The sequence below is a fragment of the Burkholderia sp. Bp8991 genome (assembly GCF_003853795.1).
Taxonomy (GTDB): Bacteria; Pseudomonadota; Gammaproteobacteria; order Burkholderiales; family Burkholderiaceae; genus Burkholderia.
Genome location: NZ_QTQJ01000011.1, coordinates 18,471 through 37,275, shown reverse-complemented (window position 1 = coordinate 37,275; position 18,805 = coordinate 18,471). Strand labels below are relative to the sequence as shown.

Genomic DNA, 18,805 nt, shown 5'->3' with positions numbered 1-18,805 from the left:
TATCGAAAGGAGTGGAGATGACTTTTACGCAATCGCAAGCGGGATTTTTCACTGGCTACGACGCATTCGACGAACCCGTTCGGGATGACGCGGGCGCGCCGGAAGAGGTGCGCGTGACGTCGTATCAGGCCGTGCTGCAGGAGCCGATGACGTCGCTCGTCGGCAGCACGATCGATCGGCCGGATGTCGCGGCGGTGGCGATTCTCGGGTACAACTGACGCCTGGTCGTTTCGCGTCGATTCACGACGTCCGCCGTGGACGCTGCAGGCCCGGCGGCCCCTTCACGTACACCTTCACGCCATGAACGCGCATCCCGCCGTTTCGCTTCAACTGACCGACATCGAGCAGCCGGCCGCGCGCGACCTCATCAGCCGCAAGCTCGGCGAGTTCAACCACGCGATGACGGGCCGATCCGACACGGCGGCGCTCGACGTCTACGTGACCGATCCCGCGACCGGCGAGGTCGTGGGCGGCCTCACCGGCCGGACGTCGCTGGGCCTCTTCTTCATCGACCTCTTTTACCTGCCGGAATCGCTGCGTGGCGGCGGTTTCGGCAGCCGGCTGCTGCGCGAGGCCGAAGCGGAAGCGAAGCGGCGCGGGTGTGCCCGCGCGGTGCTGTACACGATTACGTTCCAGGCGCCGGACTTCTACCGGAAGCACGGTTACGAGGCGTTCGGCGAGGTGCCGTGCGAGCCGGAAGGGACGGCGCGCGTGTTCATGGTCAAGACGCTTTGAGCGAGGTAGCCTGACGTCACCGCGCCGGCGCCGCTACCGAAGACCGGCGGGATCGCAGCATGTGCTGCATCGACGGCGACGGGTAGCGCGACGCCGTCCACGCCGACCCGGAGGCATATCGTGACAACGCCACTCGATCAATACGCCAGACAGTACGTGCGATTCGAAGACGAACGCACGCGGCCTGTCCGCGACCTGCTGGCCGCCGTGCCGGACACGCCGATCCATACCGCGCTCGACATCGGCTGCGGGCCCGGCAATTCGACCGAAGCGCTGATCGCGCGTGCACCCGACGCGACGGTGCGCGGGATCGACGCGTCGCCGGACATGATCGCGGCCGCGCGCAAGCGCCTGCCCGCGCTGCGTTTCGATCTCGCGGATGTCTCCACGTGGGACGATCCGGGCGGCTACGACCTGATCCTGTCGAACGCGGTGCTGCAATGGGTGCCGGCGCACGACACGCTGTTTCCGTCGCTCGTCGGCCGGCTCGCGCCGGGCGGCCATCTCGCGGTGCAGATGCCCGACAACCTCGACGAACCCGCGCACCGGCTGATGCGCGCGGTCGCCGCGGGCGGGCCCTGGGCGGACAAGCTCAAAGGCGCGGCGCGCACCGAGCGGTTCGACGCGCGGTATTACTACGCGCTGCTGTCGCCGTCGTGTTCGCGGGTGGATGTCTGGCGCACGACCTACTACCATCCGCTGCGCGGCGGCGCCGACGCGGTCGTCGAATGGTTCAAGGGCAGCGCGCTGCGGCCGTTCCTCGCGGCACTCGATGAAGGCGAACGCGACGCGTTCGTCGCGCGCTATCGCGATGCGCTCGCCGGTCCGGATGGCTACCCGTCGCTCGACGACGGCACCGTGCTGCTGCCGTTCCCGCGCCTGTTCATCGTCGCGACGCGGAAGTAAGGCGAAAGCAAAGGCGCAAGCAGGACCGGAGCGGGCGGCGGCGGGTCGTCGGTCAGGACAGCGGCCGCATCGATTCCGGATCGACCGTCCGGCTCTTCGCGCTTTGCCCGTCGCGCAGATCCTTGTACCAGAAGAGGGCGACTTCCCCGTCGTTCGCGCCGTCGGCGTACAGGAAGCGGTCGTGGCCGCCCACGACGAAGCCCGCCCGCGCGTACGTGCAGCAGGCTGCGACGTTGTTCGCCTGCGTTTCGAGCCGCATGAAGCCGAACCCGCGGCTGCGCGCCCACGCTTCCGCGGCCGCGAGCAGGAACTGGCCGATCCCCTGCCGCCGGCAGCTGCGATCGACCGCGAGTTCCGCGATCTCGGCCATCCCGTTCCAGCTTTCGGTGATCGCGACGAATCCCGCGAGGCGCCCGCCCGCGCTCGCGCGGAACAGCGCGGTGCCGCCGGACGCCTCGCGCGCCCAGCCGGCCGGATCGAAGCCGTAGTCCTTGCGCTGCACGGGCAGCGCGCGCAAATCGAGCAGATCCTGGTACGGCGCATTCAGCTCCCACGCGATCTCGAACGAAAAGTCGCATCCGTTCAGTTCGTCAGCGGGCAGATCGACCGCCTGTTCGATGCTGATGTGCTCGGCTCGGTCCATGTGTCGGTGTCCTGTCTTCAGCGGGATTGCCTGGTCTTCCCCCGGGGCGGGCGGCGGCGCCTTGCGGCGAGAGCCGGATCGCACCCGTTCCTGTTTTGAATTGATGCGCTCGCACGATGTCTCTTCCCGCGGCGGCGCTCAACGCCCGATTATGCGGGATATCGGCGCGGATTCATCCGCATCTCGTCTGGTGGCGGAGCGCCGATCGCGGCCATGCCGCGTATTCGTCGGCGCATTGCTTCATTTGGCAGGGCGATGCGACCACGCAACGGATTGCTCATACGGAATCCACACGGCCCGATTGCCGGAGACCCTCATGGGGGCCGCTTCGCGGTTCGACTATGCTGAATTGTCCGCGGCTGGAATTCCACGCCGCGACGCGGCGAACCTGCGATGACGGGAGGGGGCGATGAGCGAGCAAGACAACGTGCAACTCGTGCAGCAGGCATACGCGGCGTTCGGCCGCGCGGATATCGAGGGCATTCTGCAGACGCTGTCCGACAGCGTCGACTGGTTCATCCCGGGGCCGGCCGACGTCGTTCCGTTCGTCGGCAGACGGCATGGGCCGCAGGCGGTCGCGGCGTTCTTCGCGGCGCTTGCGTCGACGCAGACCGCGGAACGCTTCGAGCCGCTCGAGTTCATCGCGAGCGGCAATCGGGTCGTCGTGCTCGGCACGCAACGCTGGCGTGTCCATTCGACCGGGCGCACTTACGAGGACGACTGGGTGCACCTGCTCACGATCGAAAGCGGGAAGATCGCGGCGTTCGTCGAGTATCACGATACGGAGGCCGAAGCGGCCGCGCATCGACGGTGACGGTGCCGAAGATGCGCCGGGCCGCTGTGCCCGGCGGCTTCGGCATCCCGCGCGGCCGGCATGGCCCGCGGTGCCGCGCCGGCCCGCCGGGGATGGTGCCGCCGGCGGCCTGAACGGCCGCGCAGGTCAATCGATCGCGCGCATCGCGTGGCGCAGTTCCTGGTAGCTGCGCAGGCCCGTCACGCCGAGTTCGCGGCCGATTCCGCTGAGCCCGAAGCCGCCCCAGCACACATGCGGGTAGATGAGTTGCGGCGCGTTGATCCACACGAGTCCGGCACGCACGCGTGCCTGAAACTGCTTCGCGACTTCCGCGTCGCGCGTCACGACGGTCGCGACGAGCCCGTAGCGCGTGTCGTTCGCGAGCGCGATCGCCTCGTCGTCGGTACGGAACGACTTCACGCACGCGATCGGGCCGAACACCTCGTCGGTCCACAGCAGGTTGTCGGCGGCCGGCTCCGCGACCACGACGGGCGCCATGAAGAAGCCGTTGCCGCCGGCTTCGGCGACGCGCCCGCTGAACGCGACGCGCGCGCCCGCAGCGATGCCTTGCGCGAGCATCGCCTCGACGCGCGTGCGCTGCGCGGCCGAGATCATCGGCCCCATCGCGACCTCCGCGGCGGCAGGCGGCGCGACGACGAGCGCGCGCACGGCCGTCTCGAAAGCGGCCATGAAGCTGCGATAGAGGCTGTCGTGCACGAGGATGCGCGCGGTGGCCGAGCACATCTGGCCCGCGTTCGTGAAGGCGCCGGCGACCGCGAGCGACACCGCGACGTCGAGATCGGCGTCGTCGCGCACGATCAGCGACGACTTGCCGCCGAGTTCGAGCGTCACGCGCTTCATGTCCTCGGCCGCGGCCTGCATGACCTTGCGGCCGGCGGCCGTGCTGCCGGTAAACGAGATCTTGTCGATCAGCGGATGCGCGGTCAGCGCCGCGCCGACCTCGGCGCCGCCGTTCACGACGTTGACGACGCCGTCCGGCACGCCGGCTTCGGCGATCAGGTCGAGCAGCGCGTGCTCGGCCGGCGACGTCAGTTCGGACGGCTTCAGCACGACCGTGCAGCCGGCCGCGAGCGAGGGCGCGAGCTTCCACGCGGTCGTGACCATCGGGAAGTTCCACGGCACGATCAGCGCGGCGACGCCGAGCGCGTCGTGGAAGCGCTCGGCCGCGACGGTGTCGCTCGGCAACGCGACGGGCTCGGCCTCGAACAGCGCCGGGTTTCCGCACAGCGTCGCGTAATACGCGAACGTCGCGGCGACGTCGCCGACGTCGGCGTCGGCCTCGAACGGCGGCTTGCCGCTCACCTGCATCTGCAGCGCCGCGAGCCGCTCGCGGTCGGCTTCGACGCGCTCGGCGATCGTCGCGAGCAGGCGGCCGCGCTCGGCGGGCGGCGTGTCGCGCCAGCCGGCGAACGCGTCGCGCGCGGCGCGGACCGCGGCGTCGACGTGCGCGGCCGTCGCGAATTCCTGCCAGCCGATCGTCGCGCCGGTCGACGCATCGAAGATCGGCGCGCCGGCTTCATCGGAATGCGTGCGCACGGGCTGGCCGGCGATGCGCGCGGCGGGCAGCACGATGGCCGCGGCGGAAGGGGAAAGCTCGGCGGTGGACATGAACGTGTTCCTGTCGATCGGATTAGCGGTAGGCGACGCCCGGCATCACGCAGAGCATCTCGAATGCGAGGTTCGCGCCGACGAGCGCGGTGGTGCCGGTCGGATCGTACGGCGGCGACACTTCGACGAGATCCGCGCCGACGATGTTCAACCCCTTCATCCCGCGAATGATCTCGAGACCCTGCTGCACCGACAGGCCGCCGATTTCCGGCGTGCCGGTGCCGGGCGCGAACGACGGATCGAGACCGTCGATGTCGAAGCTGAGATACACCGGCGTGTCGCCGACGCGTTCGCGCACCTGCGCCATCAGCGGCGCGAGCGACCGGTTCCAGCATTCCTCCGCCTGCACGACGGTGAAGCCCTGCTGGCGGCACCAGTCGAAATCGTCCGCGTGATAGCCGGTGCCGCGCAGGCCGATCTGCGTGACCTTGTCGCATTGGAGCAGGCCGTCTTCTACCGCGCGGCGGAACGGCGTGCCGTGCGCGATCTTCTCGCCGAACATCGTGTCGTTCACGTCCGCGTGCGCGTCGACGTGCACCACGGCGACCTTGCCGTATTTCCTGTGCAGCGCGCGCAGGATCGGCCACGCGATCGTGTGGTCGCCGCCGAGCGTGATCGGCCGGCAGCCGTGCGCGACGATCTCGTGATACGCGTGCTCGATGCGGCGCACCGAATCCTTCAGGTCATACGGGTTGGTCGCGACGTCGCCGATGTCGGCGACCTGCAGCGAATCGAACGGCGCCGCGCGCGTGGCCATGTTGTACGGGCGCAGCAGCACGGATTCGGTGCGGATCTGGCGCGGGCCGAAGCGCGAACCCGAGCGGTTCGACGTGCCGAGGTCGAGCGGCACGCCGACGAAGCACACGTCGAGGCCGTCGGTCGTGTCGGCCTGCGGCAGGCGCATCATCGTGGCGATGCCGCCAAAGCGCGGCATCTCGTTGCCGCCCATCGGCTGGTTCAGTTCGCGGTGCATGGGGCCGTCTCCTCTTTATGGTGAAAAGCGATCGGCCGATGGTAGAGGAGAACGCGGGCGCGAAGATCTTGAAGTCGCAACGTTTACATCGACGGGTCTCGATGCGAACGGCGCCGCCGCATCGACGCGGCGCGACCGGTGGCGGGCGACCGGCGGCGGGCGGCCGTCGACGCGCGACCGGATCAGTCGGCGATCGCGGGCGGCGTGCCGGCGTCGTCGCCGTCGTTGCCTACGTGGTCACGCGTTGCGGCCGCAGGAAACGCCGGCACGGCCGCGCCCCACGCAGCCAGCTCGCGCTTCGTGCGCACCCCGAGCTTCGCGAACGCACGCTTCACGTACGACTCGGCCGACGCGACGCGCACGCCGAGGATGTCGGCGGTTTCCGGCACGGTCTTGCCGGAGATCAGGTGCTTGCAGGTTTCGTATTCGCGCTTCGACAGCTTCACGCCGTCGGCCGCGATCCGCGCGTCGAACTGCGCGAGCGGATGCACGTCGGGCGTCGGGTGCGCGATGCGCCGCGCGGCGGTGGTCGATGCGTGCAGCTCGAGCAGCGGGAACAGCACGTCGCTGATGCTGCGAAAGCGGTTCATTTCGGCGAGCGTGAACGGCGGGCGGTCGCGGCCGCGTTCCAGCGCGATCGAATGCTGCGCATAGCGGGTGCCGCGCGCGAGCACGCATTCATGGCCGATATGCACGTCGTCGAACAGCCGCTGGCGGAATTCGCCGGGCGGGATCGCCGCGATGTCGCGCACGACCAGCATCGTGCCCGTCTTGCCGCGCAGCCCCGCGAACAGCGGGTCGCTGTCGAGAAAGCGCTCGTAGTAGAGCGTCATCACGTCGGAGATGTCGGCGGTCGCGGTGCCGATGCCGCTGCTGCCGATCCATTCGCAGCGGTAGCCGGTGGGCATCGTGCCGTCGACGCGCGAGCGCTCGACGTGCGCGACGTCGAGCGGCACGACGTCGTTCAGCAGTTGCGTGAGACGCGGCACGAAGTGCGGCGTGCCGACCGTCTCGATCAGCTCGCCCAGCGCCTTGAACGACACGTTGAAGCGGTCGGTGTCGCGGTGGAAGGGGTTCACGTTGAGCAGCATGCGGTTCCCCGGTGAAAAGCGGCGGCGATTCTAGCGTCCGAAGTCAAAAACGTCATTAGGGGGAAATACGGTACGGAGTCCTGCGACCCTGCGCGCCGCGGAAAACGCGGTTTGTCCCCCCCGCAGGGGGGCATACCGGGGCAGTGTAAATGAGTAACTTTGTCTCTGCTTTTTTCAATCGAGAGACGAAAGATTCAAATGACCAAACTGATCAAGGACATCCTGCCGCTGGGCGCAGGCGTGGGCGAATTCACGAAGCTCGACTTCGGGATGGACGAAAGCGATTGGCGCGCGGCCGAAGGCAAGAGCGGCAGCTACCTCATCGGCTGGTGGGAAGGCAAGGTCGGCTCCGTGGAGTTCCCGGAAACCGCGGCGGACGAAGCGGTGTGGCTCGTCGAGGGCCGGATCGCGCTGACCGATGTCGAAGGCAACCGCAAGGAATTCACGCCGGGCCAGGGCTACCTGCTGCCGGCCGGTTTCGCGGGCCGCTGGGAAACGATCGAGGACGCGAAGAAGTTCTACGTGCTGCTCGAGAAGTCGTGATGTGAGCGGCCGCCGTGGCGTCGTCGTCAGGTTGACGCGAGGCCCGGCGGCGGCGTTTTCGATCGACTGCAGGCGACGTCCGTCGCGCGGGTGTCGAAGGCACGCGTCGCGGCTTGCGGTGCATCGCGCCGATCGTCGCCGTCGGCGCGACCGACGCAACCGCGGCGATAGAAGTAATCGGCGCAATCGCTGAATTCGGCGAATTCGGCACGCCGTGCACGCATCGCATGCGCGGGCCGCGATCAGGTGGGATGGCTGGGATCATGGAAATGGAAGTCAACGAAGCAACACAAGCCGCACCGGCTCACGCGCACGCCGCGCGTCACGCGCCGGTCGCACTGGGCGCCGCCGAGGCGCTCGCGAATACGAAACTGTTCCCGTACTGGCTCGACAACCCGGCCGCGCCGGCCGCCGAGCCGGAACTCGTCGGCGACGTGACGGCCGACCTGCTGGTCGTCGGCGGCGGCTTCACCGGGCTGTGGACGGCCGTGCAGGCGAAGGAACAGATGCCGCACCTGAACGTGGTGCTGATCGAGGCCGGCAAGGTCGCGCACGGCGCGTCGGGCCGCGCTGGCGGGATCATCTCGACGTCGGTGATGCACGGGCTGCCGAACGCGGTGCGCGTGTTCCCGAACGACATCGCGCAGCTCGAGGCATTCGGCCACCACAACCTCGACGGCTTCGAGGACACGCTGAAGCGCTACGCCATCGACGCCGACATCGAGTGGAACGGCGAGATGACGGTCGCGGTGGACCCCGGGCACCTCGCGCACCTGAAGGGCGACTACGACCTGCATCGCGAATACGGGCACGACGTCGTGCTGCTGAACCGCGAGGAAACGCTCGAGCAACTGAACTCGCCGCTGTTCGCGGGCGCGCTGTGGTCGCGCAACCGCAGCGGCATCGTGCATCCGGCGAAGCTCGCGTGGGGGCTCAAGCGCGCGGCGCTGTCGCTCGGCGTGAAGCTCTACGAGCACACGCCGCTCACGACCGTCACCGACGAAGGCGGCACCGTGTACGTGACGACGCCGAAGGGCAGCGTGCGCGCGCCACGTGTCGTGTTCGGCAGCGGCACCGCAAAGGTCGGCATTCCTGATATCAACCGCCGCGTGATGCAGGTGCGCGATCACGTGCTCGCGACCGAGCCACTCACCGACGAACAGCTCGCGCGGATCGGCTGGAAGAATCGCCAGGGCGTGTACGACACGCGCACGCAGCTCAACTATTTCCGGCTGACGAAGAACAACAGCATCATCTTCGGCGGGCTGGTCAGCTATCACTTCGACGGCGACCCGGAACCGCACCAGGACGGCCGGCGCGAAACCTACTACCGGCTCGCGGAGGCGTTCTACCGGACCTTCCCGCAACTCGCGGACGTGCGCTTCTCGCACGCGTGGGGCGGCCCGATCGACTACTGCTCGCGCGGCTCGGTGTTCGCGAAGCGCTATCTCGGCGGCAAGGCCGTGTTCGTCGCCGGCTACACGGGCTTCGGCGTCGCGGCGAGCCGGTTCGGCGCGTTCATGGGGCTGAACATCCTGTTCGACCGCGACAGCCCGGAGCGCAAGCTCGACATCGCGAACCAGAGCCCGAGCTACATCCCGCCCGAGCCGATGCGCTGGGTCGCCGCGAAGATCACGTTCCACGCGTTCGACGGCGCGGACGCCGAAGGCGGCTGGAAGCGCGCGTGGATCAACGGGCTCAAGGCGATGGGCTTCCCGATGTAAGCGCCGGTCGTTCACGAACGACGGGTATGGCGCGTGCCGTTGCCGATGACGGCGCGCGTCCGGTCAGGTTCATCGGCGCGGGCGGCCGGTGTCGTGCCGGCCCGGCAACGCGCGAGAAGCGCAGCGGCTTGAAGCATGTTTTCGAATACCACCGATCTCGATCTCCGGCTCATCCGGGTCTTCCTGGCCGTCGTCGACGCACGCGGCATCACGGCCGCCGAGGCATCGCTCGGCGTGCGGCAGTCGACCATCAGCACGCAGCTCTCCGCGCTGGAAGCGCGTGTCGGCTTCAAGCTGTGCGACCGCGGTCGCGGCGGCTTTCGGCTGACATCGAAGGGCGAACGCTTCGCGGCCACGGCGCGCACGCTGGTCGCGGCGACGTCGGAGTTCGTCGCGCGCGTGCGCGACATCGACCGCAAGCTGGTCGGCACGTTGTCGATCGGGCTGATCGGGCAGGCGCCGCTCGTCGAGAACGCGCGCGTCGCCGACGCGATCGGCACGTTCCGCAAGCGCGACCAGGCCGTCACGTTCTCGATGAAGGTCGCATCGCCGCAGGAACTCGAGGAGGGCCTCGTCAACAACCAGCTCGATTTCGCGATCGGGTATTTCTGGCATCGCGTGCCGGGACTCGACTACACGCCGTTGTTTACCGAGGAGCAGGTGATCTACTGCGGTCGCGGCCATCCGCTGTTCCATGTGTCGCGGCCGGTGTCGATGGACGACCTGCAGGCGCACGACTGGGTGTGGCGTACCTATCCGGTGCCGGAGGAACAGTGTCCGCTGCCGGAGCGGCGCGTGACCGCGAGCGCGGACAGCATCGAGGCCGCGACGATCCTGATCCTGTCGGGCGGCCATCTCGGCTACCTGCCCGCGCATTACGCGGAGCCGTTCGAGCAGCGTGGGCTCGTGAAGGCCGTCGGCCGTGCGACGTTCGGCTTCGACGTGCCGCTGCATCTCGCGATGAAGCGCAACGCGAGCGGCAAGCCGATCGTCGATGCGTTCCGCGAGGACTTGCTGCGCGCGTTCAACATCAAGGCGGCCGCGCTGGCTGCATAGCGCGTGCCGCCCGCGAGGTCGCGCCGCCCCCGCAGGCGCGAGGCGCAGCGGCAGGAATCGCGAAACGCGTGTCGCGGGCGGCGGGCGAACGCGCGGGATGTGAACGCGTATCGGGCGGGTCGCGTTACGCGCTTGCGCTGTCGTCGCGATATCCGCTCTTGCCGTCGAAGATTTCCTTCAGCGCGGCGCGCAGCGCGACGGGATCGTGTTCGCCGGGCGCAAGATGAATCACGTAATGCGTGTTGCCGTCGAGCCGCGCGGCGGTGCGCTCGTCGAGTTCGACGTCGAGCGTGTCGCCCGTGAGGCGCACCGACAGGTCGTTCACGTGCGCGGTGAGCTGGTCGAGCACCATCACCTCGATCGACGTTTCCTCCGGAAAGCGCAGCAGCGAGAAGCAATAGTTCTGCGCCGCGTCGTGGCAATAGATGTTCGCGAAGCTTTCGTCGTCGTCGACATCGGACGTGGCCGCGCCGACGGTAGCGTGTAGTTCCATGATGTTTCTCTCGGTAAGGGGTTATCGGGGCAGCGCGGCTTGCGCGTCGACCTCGCAATGCGCATCGCGCGCCTTCAGCCACAGCCCGAATGCGCGCATGACCTCGACGACGGGCCGCAGCCGGTCGCCGTCCGCGGTCAGATCGTACTCGACGCGCACCGGCACCTCCGGATACACGGTGCGCCGCACGAAGCCGGCGTCCTCGAGCGCGCGCAGATCGAGCGTCAGCATCCGCTGCGAGATGCCGGGCATGTCGCGGCGCAGGTCGCTGAAGCGCTTCGGCCCGTCGAGCAGATACGACACGAGCAGCAGCCGCCAGCGGCCGCCGAGCATGCGCATCGCTTCTTCCACGGAACATCCTGTCGCACTCGTCTTCATGCCGCTGACCCTGTCGGTAACTTTTTTGTGACTACGGCACAAACGACTGCCTTCTTCTCAGCGCCGCGCCGATGCGAGATATTAGCGCCCGCGTCGCGGCGAATCGATAGTCGAACCACCCAATCAAGGAAACGCATGAAGCTTTATCACGCTCCCGGCAGCTGTTCGCAGGCCATCTGCATCGTGCTGCGCGAAAGCGGCATCGACGCGCAGGTCATCAAGGTCGACGCGCGCAAACACGTCATTGAAGACGGACGCAATTACTACGATGTGACCGAACTCGGCTACGTGCCGCTGCTCGAACTCGACGACGGCACGATGCTGCGCGAAGGACCGGTGATCGCGCAGTATCTCGCGGACCGGCGCCCCGAAGCGCGGCTCGCGCCCGCGTACGGCACGCTCGCCCGCTACCGGCTGATGGAATGGCTGAACTTCCTCGGCACCGAGATCCACAAGGGCTTCATCCCGCTGCTTTACGCGGTGCAGGCGGGGCAATACGTCGACCCGGTGCGGCAGAAGCTCGACAGCCGCTTTGCGTGGATCGACCGGCAGCTCGACGGCAACCCGTATGTGACGGGCGACACGTTCACCGTCGCCGATGCGTACCTGTTCGCGCTGACGGGCTGGGGCAAGGCCGACTGGATGCGCTCGGTGTACAACGCGGACATCGACCTGAGCCGCCATGCGAACCTGCGCGCGTGGTACGAGCGGGTGCGGGCGCGGCCGGCCGTGCAGCAGGTGCTCGCCGCCGATGGGCTGGCACGCTAGCGCGTTTTGGGGCGGCGCCGGACACCGTAAGAAGCCGCTCACGTCGCCGCGCCATACCGCGAACCGCCGCGCTATAATCGCCGCCATGAAACTGCTTCGGACCTTCATCCTGCTGCTGCTTTGCGCGGTGCTGCCCATCAGCGGGCTGGCAGCCAGCGGCTTGACCGGTGAATGTCCGATGCAGCACACGATGTCGATGGAAGCGAACGCGGGCATGAGCATGTCCGCCGACATGAGCGGCTGCGATTCGATGAAAGCGTCGCCCACCGACACCACGAAGGCCAAAGCGAAGGGCATGGCCTGCAAGGTGACGGCCCAATGCCAGTTCGGCAGTCTCTATCACCCGGCCGCCCGCGCCGACGTGAGCCGTCCCGCTGCATTCGCCAGCACGATCGTCTTCCACTACGCGCAGTCCGTCCCGATCCGCGACCCGAACGGGTTGTGGCGCCCGCCCCGCATCAGCTGATCCCGATTTGACCGGTTCACCGCCGAGGCGGTGAGGTTCGTCCCGTGTTCGGGACGTGGAATCCATTCGGGTTCCGACTTGGGGTTACACCATGTCATTCGATTTCTGCACGCCGCGCATGCGGCGTGCGTGCCGGCGCGCGCCCGTGCTTTGGGCGGCGCTGCTGGCGGCGGGCGCCCATGCGCAGCAGTCGCCCGTCACGCTGGACGCCGCGCTGCAGGCCGCCACCGAACGTTCCGCGTCGATGCAGGCCGCGCAGGCTTCGGTGCGCGCGAGTTCGGAAGCGGCGGTCAAGGCCGGCCAGCTGCCGGACCCGATGCTCAAGGCCGGCATCGACAACCTGCCGGTCAACGGCGGGCAGCGCTTCACCGTCGGCCAGGACTTCATGACGATGCGCCGCATCGGCATCGAGCAGGAATGGGTGTCCGGCGACAAGCGGCGGTTGCGCGCCGCGCTGGCCGACGAGCGAGTCGGCCGCGAACGCGCGGACTATCTCGTGCAGCTGGCCACGGTGCGCCAGCGGACCGCCGCGGCCTGGCTCGACGCCATCTACGCGAAGCAGGCGCTCGCGCTTCGCCAGGCGCTGCTCGATCACATGCGGCATGAGCTCGACGCGACGCAGGCGTCGTATCGCGGCGCGAAGGCGAGCGCGGGCGAGGTCGTCCAGGCTCGCGCGATGCTGGCGCAAACGCAGGATCAGGTGCTCGACGCGCGGCAGGCCTATCGCACCGCACTCATCGCGCTCGGCCGCTGGACGGCTGCGCCCGTCACGGATGTGACGGGCACGCCGCCCGCGCCCGAATCCTTCGTGGCGTCGTTGCCGCCGGACGAACTGCGCGTGTCGCAACCGGCGCTCGTCGCCGCCGCGGACGACATCGCGGTCGCCGAGGCCGACGCCGCGGTGGCCGACAGCGAGCGCAGCCCGAACTGGACGTGGGAGATCGCGTACCAGCAGCGCGGCGGCGCGTATTCGAACATGGTGTCCGTCGGCGTCACGATCCCGTTGCCGCTCGATCGCAAGAACCGGCAGAACCGCGACGTCGCCGAAAAAGCCGCGCTCGCGACGAAGGCGCGCCTGATGTACGAGGACACGCTGCGTCAGGTGCAAGCCGATATCCGTACGCAGTCCGAAACGCTGGCAAGCGGCCGCGAACGCCTCGCGACCCTGCGCGAATCGCTGTTGCCCGCCGCCGGGCAGCGCGTGCAGCTCGCCACGGCCGCCTACCGGGCCGGCACCGGTTCGCTCGCCGACACGTTCGCCGCCCGGCGCGCGCAACTGGACGCGCAGTTGCAGGTGCTCGAGCTCGGACGCGACGTGTCGCGGACCTGGGCGCAGCTCGAATATCAGGTCGTGCCGTCGACGATGGCCGCCGCGCAGTGAAGGAGAACCTCATGACGAAGCAATCACTGGCGCGTGCGGTGCTGCTGGCATGCGCGGGCGTGGCGCTGCTCGGCGCGGGCTATGTCGCGGGCATGCGCCATGCATCGGGCGGCGCGGCAACGGCTGCCGTCGCGGCGGCAGGCACGCCCGATTCGCAGGCAGGACGCAAGGTGCTGTACTGGCACGACCCGATGGTGCCGAACCAGCACTTCGACAAACCGGGGAAATCGCCGTTCATGGACATGCAACTGCAGCCCGTCTATGCGGACGAGGGCGGCGATGCACGGGGCGTCCGGATCGATCCGGGCCTGCAGCAGAACCTCGGCATCCGCTATGCGACCGTGCGCCGGCAGCAGACGGCGGACGGTTTCGATGCGGTGGGCACCACGCAATTCGACGAATCTCGCGCGGACGTCGTGCAGTCGCGCGTCACCGGCTACATCGACCGGCTTTACGCACGGGCGCCGATGCAGCGCATCGAAAAGGGCGCGCCGATCGCGTCGCTGTTCGTACCGGAATGGCTCGCGCCGCAGGAGGAATATCTCGCGCTCAAGCGGGGCGGGATGGACGGCAGCCTGCTCGATGCGTCGCGCGCGCGGATGCGTGCGCTGTCGATGCCCGACGCGATGATCGCCGCGCTCGATCGCACCGGCCGCGCGCAGACGCACGTCGTGCTGAGCGCGCCGGAAACCGGCGTCGTCAGCGAACTGAACGTGCGGGACGGCGCGATGGTCGCGCCGGGACAGACGCTCGCGAAGATCGCGGGGCTGTCGACGCTCTGGCTCATCGTCGAGGTGCCGGAAGCGCTCGCGCTGAACGTGCAGCCGGGGATGGCGGTCGACGCGACGTTCGCGGGCGATCCGGCGCGGCACTTCACCGGCCGCATCCGCGAAGTGCTGCCCGGCATCAGCACGGGCAGCCGCACGCTGCAGGCGCGCGTGGAGGTCGACAATGCGGCGCTCAGGCTCACGCCCGGCATGCTGATGCGCGTGCATGTCGCGGCGCGGAAGGCGGTGTCGCGCCTGCTGGTGCCGTCCGAAGCGGTGATCGCGACCGGCAAGCGCACGATTGTCATCGTGAAGACGGGCGACGGCCGGCTCCGGCCTGTGCCGGTGACGGTGGGCAACGACGTCGGCGGCGACACGGAAGTGCTCGACGGGTTGAGCGAAGGCGATATGGTCGTCGCATCGGGGCAGTTCCTGATCGATTCGGAAGCGAGCCTGAAAAGCGTGCTGCCGCGGCTGGAAGGCGCGGCGAGCGCGAGCGCGGCGCAAGCGCCGGCCGCCGCGGCCGCGCCGGTGTATGAAACCACCGGCAAGGTCGAGCAAGTCACCGACGACGACATCACGTTCTCGCATCAGCCGGTGCCGGCACTCGGCTGGGGCGCGATGACGATGGCGTTCGGCAAGCCGTCGGCACACGCGTTCCCGGACGTAAAGGCTGGCCAGACGGTGCGTTTCGCGTTCGTGCAGCGCGAGGACGGCTACCGGCTGACGAAGGTCGAGCCGCAGGGAGGCACGCGATGATCGCGCACGTGATTCGCTGGTCCGTCCGCAACCGCTTCCTGGTGCTGCTCGCCACCGTGCTGATCGCGGCGTGGGGCGCGCATGCGCTGCGGCAGACGCCGCTCGATGCGCTGCCCGACCTGTCGGACACGCAGGTGATCGTCAAGGCGTCGTATCCGGGCAAGGCGCCGCAGGTCGTCGAGGACCAGGTCACCTATCCGCTGACGACCACGCTGCTCGGCGTGCCGGGCGCGAAGACCGTGCGCGCGTACTCGTCGTTCGGCGACGCGTTCGTCTACGTGCTGTTCGACGACCACACCGACCCGTATTGGGCGCGTTCGCGCGTGCTCGAATACCTGAGCCAGGTGCAGAGCCGCCTGCCCGCGGGCGCGACCGTGTCGCTCGGGCCGGATGCGACCGGGGTCGGCTGGGTGTACGAGTACGCACTCGTCGATCGCACCGGCCGTCACGACCTCGGGCAACTGCGTGCGCTCAACGACTGGTTCCTGAAGTTCGAGCTGAAGGCCGTGCCGGACGTGTCGGAAGTGGCGAGCGTCGGCGGGATGGTGCGCCAGTACCAGGTCGTGCTCGATCCGGACAAGCTGCGCGCGTACGGCATCACGCAGGCGGCGGTCGCGGACGCGCTCGGCAAGGCCAACCAGGCATCGGGCGGCGCGGTCGTCGAGCTGGCCGAGTCGGAGTACATGGTGCGTTCGTCCGCCTACCTGCGCACGCTCGACGACTTCCGGCACGTGGTGCTGCGCACCGACGACGCGGGCACACCGGTGCTGCTCGGCGACGTCGCGCGCATCCAGGTCGGCCCGGCGATGCGGCGCGGGATCGCGGAGCTGGACGGGCAGGGCGAGGTGGCGGGCGGCGTCGTCGTGATGCGCTCGGGCAAGAACGCGCTGACGACGATCGACGCGGTGAAGGCGAAGCTCGCCGACCTGAAGCGATCGCTGCCGCCCGGCGTCGACATCGTCACGACCTACGACCGCTCGCAATTGATCGAGCGCGCGGTGGACAACCTCCGCGACAAGCTGATCGAGGAGTTCCTGATCGTCGGGATCGTCTGCGCGGTGTTCCTGTTCCACCTGCGCAGCGCGTTCGTCGCGATCCTGTCGCTGCCGCTCGGCGTGCTGGCCGCGTTCATCGTGATGCGCTACCAGGGCGTGAACGCGAACCTGATGTCGCTGGGCGGCATCGCGATCGCGATCGGCGCGATGATCGATGCGGCGATCGTGATGATCGAGAACGCGCACAAGCATCTGGAGGCATACGGCCACGCGCATCCCGGCGAGCCGATCACGACGGCGCGGCGCTGGGAACTCGTCGCGACGTCGGCCGCGGAGGTCGGGCCGGCGCTGTTTTTCTCGCTGCTGATCATCACGCTGTCGTTCGTGCCGGTGTTTTCGCTCGAAGGTCAGGAAGGCAAACTGTTCGCGCCGCTCGCGTTCACGAAGACCTACACGATCGCCGCCGCGGCCGCGCTGTCGGTGACGCTGGTGCCGGTGCTGATGGGGTATCTCGTGCGCGGCCGCATTCCGCCCGAGCACGCGAACCCGATCAACCGCGTGCTGACCCGCGTGTACCGGCCGCTGCTCGAAGCGACGCTGCGGCGCCCGTGGCGCGCGATCGGCGTCGCGATTGCCGCGCTGTTGCTGACGGCCGTGCCGTTGTCGCGGCTCGGCGGCGAGTTCATGCCGCCGCTCGACGAAGGCGATCTGCTGTACATGCCGACCGCGCTGCCGGGCATCTCGGCCGACAAGGCGAGCGAACTGCTGCAGCAGACCGACCGGCTGATCAAGACCGTGCCCGAGGTCGACACGGTGTTCGGCAAGTCGGGGCGCGCGGATACGGCGACCGATCCCGCGCCGCTCGAGATGTTCGAAACGACGATCCGCTTCAAGCCGCGCAGCGCATGGCGGCCGGGGATGACGCCGGAGAAGCTCGTCGACGAACTCGATCGCACGGTGAAGGTGCCGGGCCTGTCGAACGTGTGGGTGCCGCCGATCCGCAACCGGCTCGACATGCTCTCCACCGGCATCAAGACGCCGGTCGGCGTGAAGATTTCCGGGCCGGACCTGACGGGGATCGACGCGATCGCGACGCAGGTCGAGGCGGCGGTGAAACGTGTCCCGGGCGTCACGTCCGCGCTCGCGGAACGGCTGAACGGCGGCCGCTACCTCGACGCCGACGTCGACCGGCTCGCGGCCGCGCGCTACGGGCTGTCGGTGGCCGACATCCAGTCGGTGGTGTCGTCGGCGATCGGCGGCGAGGATGTCGGCGAAGTGATCGCGGGGCGCGAGCGGTTTCCGATCAACCTGCGCTATCCGCGCGAGCTCCGCGATTCGCTCGAAAACCTGCGGCAACTGCCGGTCGTCACCGCGCGCGGCGCGCAGATCCGCCTCGGCGACGTCGCGCGCATCGCGATCGCCGACGGGCCGCCGATGATCCGCAGCGAGAACGCGCGGCTGTCCGGCTATGTGTACGTCGATATCCGCGGCACCGATCTGAGTACGGCAGTCCGTGCGATGCGGCAGGTCGTTGCGCAACAGGTCGCATTGCCGCCCGGCTATTCGATCGCGTGGTCGGGACAGTTCGAGTATCTCGAACGCGCGGCGGTGACGCTGCGCACCGTGGTGCCGGTGACGCTCGTCGTGATCTTCGTGCTGCTGTTCGTCACGTTCGGCTCCGCGGCCGATGCGCTGCTGCTGATGTCCACGGTGCCGTTCGCGCTGATCGGCGGCTTCTGGCTCGTCTGGGCGTTGGGCCACGCGGTGTCGGTCGCGACGTCGGTGGGCTTCATCGCGCTGGCGGGCGTGGCCGCCGAGTTCGGCGTCGTGATGCTGCTGTACCTGAAGGGCGCGCTGCAGCGCCGCCTCGACGCCGGCGCGCCGCTGACCGATGCCGTGCTGCTCGACGCGATTCGCGAAGGCGCGGTGCTGCGCGTGCGGCCGAAAGCGATGACGGTCGCCGTCGTGCTGGCCGGCCTCGTGCCGATCATGGTCGGACACGGCGCCGGCTCCGAAGTGATGCAGCGCATCGCCGCGCCGATGGTCGGCGGCATGATCACCGCGCCGCTGCTGTCGATGTTCGTCATTCCCGCCGCGTGGCTTCTGCTGCAGCGCCGTCGTGCGCGAGGCGCGAGCCGTCAGCGGCAATCCGATGCAGTTCCTCACGGCATGAACGTGCCGTCCACCCCCACTGGAGAGTCTCGATGAAGATGAATCAATTGATCGCCACCGCCACTGCCGTTTTCGCGACCGGCGTGTTCGCTGTTCCCGCGCTGGCCGCGGGCGACATGCCGGGCATGGACATGTCCGGCATGAAGATGTCGTCGGGCGGGGCGGCCGAGTCGCACGCCGCGCTGACCGATGCCGAAGTGAAGAAGGTCGATGCCGCGAGCGGCAAGATCACGCTGAAGCACGGCGCGCTCGAGAACGTCGGAATGCCGCCGATGACGATGGCGTTCAAGGCGAAGGACGCGGCCATGCTCGCCGAGGTCCATGCGGGTGACAAGGTGAAGGTCCGCGTCGAGAACGTCAACGGCACGCTGACGATCGTCAGGCTCGTGAAGGCGTCGTAAGCGCGGGGAAGCGGGTGGCATGGCCGCCCGCCGCGAGCGTCGTCAAGCGCGGTGCGGTGACGACGGTCGCGTTCGGGGGGCGTACGCCTGTCGGGCGACGCGCCCGATCCGCGCCGTCGAGCGTGTTCAGTG

At 68.7% G+C, this 18,805-nt stretch carries 19 protein-coding genes; 13 read left to right on the top strand and 6 right to left on the bottom strand.

Annotated elements, in window-relative coordinates; all coding sequences use genetic code 11:
* Positions 1–17: 17 nt before the first annotated feature.
* From DIE02_RS14855 to tam, 3 genes are all read left to right on the top strand, one after another.
* On the top strand, positions 18–218 hold the full coding sequence (locus DIE02_RS14855; RefSeq protein WP_124487030.1) for a hypothetical protein: 201 nt from the start codon (positions 18–20) through the stop codon (positions 216–218).
* 82 nt (positions 219–300) lie between these two features.
* Positions 301–735 carry a GNAT family N-acetyltransferase gene (locus tag DIE02_RS14850; RefSeq protein ID WP_044848060.1) on the top strand — a complete coding sequence of 145 codons (435 nt, stop codon included), beginning with the start codon at positions 301–303 and terminating at the stop codon, positions 733–735.
* A 120-nt stretch (positions 736–855) separates the two neighbouring features.
* Positions 856–1,641, top strand: a complete 786-nt coding sequence (tam, locus tag DIE02_RS14845; protein WP_124487029.1) for a trans-aconitate 2-methyltransferase — start codon at positions 856–858, stop codon at positions 1,639–1,641.
* 52 nt (positions 1,642–1,693) lie between these two features.
* On the opposite strand, the gene DIE02_RS14840 is transcribed toward tam, so the two are convergent.
* Positions 1,694–2,284, bottom strand: coding sequence for a GNAT family N-acetyltransferase (locus DIE02_RS14840; RefSeq protein ID WP_044848062.1), 591 nt, complete (start codon positions 2,282–2,284; stop codon positions 1,694–1,696).
* A 409-nt stretch (positions 2,285–2,693) separates the two neighbouring features.
* Here DIE02_RS14840 and DIE02_RS14835 point away from each other — a divergent pair, with 409 nt between their 5' ends.
* Positions 2,694–3,098, top strand: coding sequence for a nuclear transport factor 2 family protein (locus tag DIE02_RS14835; protein WP_044848063.1), 405 nt, complete (start codon positions 2,694–2,696; stop codon positions 3,096–3,098).
* 126 nt (positions 3,099–3,224) lie between these two features.
* Here the strand turns inward: DIE02_RS14835 and DIE02_RS14830 are convergent, their stop codons facing one another.
* The 3 genes from DIE02_RS14830 to DIE02_RS14820 all read right to left on the bottom strand — a co-directional run bounded on the left by DIE02_RS14830 (position 3,225) and on the right by DIE02_RS14820 (position 6,770).
* Positions 3,225–4,706: an aldehyde dehydrogenase family protein gene (locus tag DIE02_RS14830; RefSeq protein WP_124529258.1), complete on the bottom strand. Its 1,482-nt coding sequence runs from the start codon at positions 4,704–4,706 to the stop codon at positions 3,225–3,227.
* A 22-nt stretch (positions 4,707–4,728) separates the two neighbouring features.
* Entirely contained in the window at positions 4,729–5,679 is a 951-nt protein-coding gene (gene speB, locus DIE02_RS14825) for an agmatinase (RefSeq protein WP_124529256.1), read from the bottom strand.
* Between the two features lie 182 nt (positions 5,680–5,861).
* The gene (locus tag DIE02_RS14820) at positions 5,862–6,770 is read right to left on the bottom strand and encodes a helix-turn-helix transcriptional regulator (RefSeq protein WP_260441501.1); all 909 of its coding nucleotides are present in this window, start codon (positions 6,768–6,770) and stop codon (positions 5,862–5,864) included.
* Between the two features lie 198 nt (positions 6,771–6,968).
* On the opposite strand from DIE02_RS14820, the gene DIE02_RS14815 reads away from it, so the two are divergent.
* From DIE02_RS14815 to DIE02_RS14805, 3 genes are all read left to right on the top strand, one after another.
* Positions 6,969–7,313 carry a cupin domain-containing protein gene (locus tag DIE02_RS14815; RefSeq protein ID WP_124487026.1) on the top strand — a complete coding sequence of 115 codons (345 nt, stop codon included), beginning with the start codon at positions 6,969–6,971 and terminating at the stop codon, positions 7,311–7,313.
* Positions 7,314–7,576: 263 nt separating this feature from the next.
* Positions 7,577–9,037 (top strand): FAD-binding oxidoreductase, encoded by a 1,461-nt coding sequence (locus DIE02_RS14810; protein ID WP_124487025.1) that lies wholly within the window; start codon positions 7,577–7,579, stop codon positions 9,035–9,037.
* Between the two features lie 135 nt (positions 9,038–9,172).
* On the top strand, positions 9,173–10,093 hold the full coding sequence (locus DIE02_RS14805; protein WP_044848305.1) for a LysR family transcriptional regulator: 921 nt from the start codon (positions 9,173–9,175) through the stop codon (positions 10,091–10,093).
* A gap of 124 nt (positions 10,094–10,217) precedes the next feature.
* Here the strand turns inward: DIE02_RS14805 and DIE02_RS14800 are convergent, their stop codons facing one another.
* Both DIE02_RS14800 and DIE02_RS14795 read right to left on the bottom strand, forming a co-directional pair.
* Positions 10,218–10,586, bottom strand: a complete 369-nt coding sequence (locus tag DIE02_RS14800) for a hypothetical protein (protein ID WP_044848306.1) — start codon at positions 10,584–10,586, stop codon at positions 10,218–10,220.
* Positions 10,587–10,607: 21 nt separating this feature from the next.
* Complete coding sequence (locus DIE02_RS14795) at positions 10,608–10,964, bottom strand: helix-turn-helix domain-containing protein (protein WP_124487024.1); 357 nt, start codon at positions 10,962–10,964, stop codon at positions 10,608–10,610.
* 135 nt (positions 10,965–11,099) lie between these two features.
* Between DIE02_RS14795 and gstA the strand changes: the two genes are divergently transcribed.
* From gstA to DIE02_RS14765, 6 genes are all read left to right on the top strand, one after another.
* Positions 11,100–11,732 carry a glutathione transferase GstA gene (gene gstA / locus DIE02_RS14790; RefSeq protein ID WP_124487023.1) on the top strand — a complete coding sequence of 211 codons (633 nt, stop codon included), beginning with the start codon at positions 11,100–11,102 and terminating at the stop codon, positions 11,730–11,732.
* An 85-nt stretch (positions 11,733–11,817) separates the two neighbouring features.
* Positions 11,818–12,198: a hypothetical protein gene (locus DIE02_RS14785; protein ID WP_124487142.1), complete on the top strand. Its 381-nt coding sequence runs from the start codon at positions 11,818–11,820 to the stop codon at positions 12,196–12,198.
* Positions 12,199–12,289: 91 nt separating this feature from the next.
* Positions 12,290–13,579: a TolC family protein gene (locus DIE02_RS14780; protein ID WP_124487022.1), complete on the top strand. Its 1,290-nt coding sequence runs from the start codon at positions 12,290–12,292 to the stop codon at positions 13,577–13,579.
* Positions 13,580–13,590: 11 nt separating this feature from the next.
* Positions 13,591–15,105 carry an efflux RND transporter periplasmic adaptor subunit gene (locus tag DIE02_RS14775; protein ID WP_124487021.1) on the top strand — a complete coding sequence of 505 codons (1,515 nt, stop codon included), beginning with the start codon at positions 13,591–13,593 and terminating at the stop codon, positions 15,103–15,105.
* Positions 15,102–18,308, top strand: coding sequence for an efflux RND transporter permease subunit (locus tag DIE02_RS14770; protein ID WP_124529255.1), 3,207 nt, complete (start codon positions 15,102–15,104; stop codon positions 18,306–18,308). The genes DIE02_RS14775 and DIE02_RS14770 overlap by 4 nt, the downstream gene beginning before the upstream one ends.
* Positions 18,305–18,673 (top strand): copper-binding protein, encoded by a 369-nt coding sequence (locus tag DIE02_RS14765; RefSeq protein WP_124487019.1) that lies wholly within the window; start codon positions 18,305–18,307, stop codon positions 18,671–18,673. The genes DIE02_RS14770 and DIE02_RS14765 overlap by 4 nt, the downstream gene beginning before the upstream one ends.
* The last annotated feature ends 132 nt before the right edge of the window (positions 18,674–18,805 follow it).

What these genes read in the sequence shown, in the direction of transcription:
- DIE02_RS14855 (WP_124487030.1), top strand. Translation starts at nt 18, where the DNA reads ATGACTTTTACGCAATCGCAAGCGGGATTTTTCACTGGCTACGACGCA.
- DIE02_RS14850 (WP_044848060.1), top strand. Translation starts at nt 301, where the DNA reads ATGAACGCGCATCCCGCCGTTTCGCTTCAACTGACCGACATCGAGCAG.
- DIE02_RS14840 (WP_044848062.1), bottom strand. Translation starts at nt 2,284, where the DNA reads ATGGACCGAGCCGAGCACATCAGCATCGAACAGGCGGTCGATCTGCCC.
- DIE02_RS14835 (WP_044848063.1), top strand. Translation starts at nt 2,694, where the DNA reads ATGAGCGAGCAAGACAACGTGCAACTCGTGCAGCAGGCATACGCGGCG.
- DIE02_RS14830 (WP_124529258.1), bottom strand. Translation starts at nt 4,706, where the DNA reads ATGTCCACCGCCGAGCTTTCCCCTTCCGCCGCGGCCATCGTGCTGCCC.
- speB (WP_124529256.1), bottom strand. Translation starts at nt 5,679, where the DNA reads ATGCACCGCGAACTGAACCAGCCGATGGGCGGCAACGAGATGCCGCGC.
- DIE02_RS14820 (WP_260441501.1), bottom strand. Translation starts at nt 6,770, where the DNA reads ATGCTGCTCAACGTGAACCCCTTCCACCGCGACACCGACCGCTTCAAC.
- DIE02_RS14815 (WP_124487026.1), top strand. Translation starts at nt 6,969, where the DNA reads ATGACCAAACTGATCAAGGACATCCTGCCGCTGGGCGCAGGCGTGGGC.
- DIE02_RS14810 (WP_124487025.1), top strand. Translation starts at nt 7,577, where the DNA reads ATGGAAATGGAAGTCAACGAAGCAACACAAGCCGCACCGGCTCACGCG.
- DIE02_RS14805 (WP_044848305.1), top strand. Translation starts at nt 9,173, where the DNA reads ATGTTTTCGAATACCACCGATCTCGATCTCCGGCTCATCCGGGTCTTC.
- DIE02_RS14800 (WP_044848306.1), bottom strand. Translation starts at nt 10,586, where the DNA reads ATGGAACTACACGCTACCGTCGGCGCGGCCACGTCCGATGTCGACGAC.
- DIE02_RS14795 (WP_124487024.1), bottom strand. Translation starts at nt 10,964, where the DNA reads ATGAAGACGAGTGCGACAGGATGTTCCGTGGAAGAAGCGATGCGCATG.
- gstA (WP_124487023.1), top strand. Translation starts at nt 11,100, where the DNA reads ATGAAGCTTTATCACGCTCCCGGCAGCTGTTCGCAGGCCATCTGCATC.
- DIE02_RS14785 (WP_124487142.1), top strand. Translation starts at nt 11,818, where the DNA reads ATGAAACTGCTTCGGACCTTCATCCTGCTGCTGCTTTGCGCGGTGCTG.
- DIE02_RS14780 (WP_124487022.1), top strand. Translation starts at nt 12,290, where the DNA reads ATGTCATTCGATTTCTGCACGCCGCGCATGCGGCGTGCGTGCCGGCGC.
- DIE02_RS14775 (WP_124487021.1), top strand. Translation starts at nt 13,591, where the DNA reads ATGACGAAGCAATCACTGGCGCGTGCGGTGCTGCTGGCATGCGCGGGC.
- DIE02_RS14770 (WP_124529255.1), top strand. Translation starts at nt 15,102, where the DNA reads ATGATCGCGCACGTGATTCGCTGGTCCGTCCGCAACCGCTTCCTGGTG.
- DIE02_RS14765 (WP_124487019.1), top strand. Translation starts at nt 18,305, where the DNA reads ATGAAGATGAATCAATTGATCGCCACCGCCACTGCCGTTTTCGCGACC.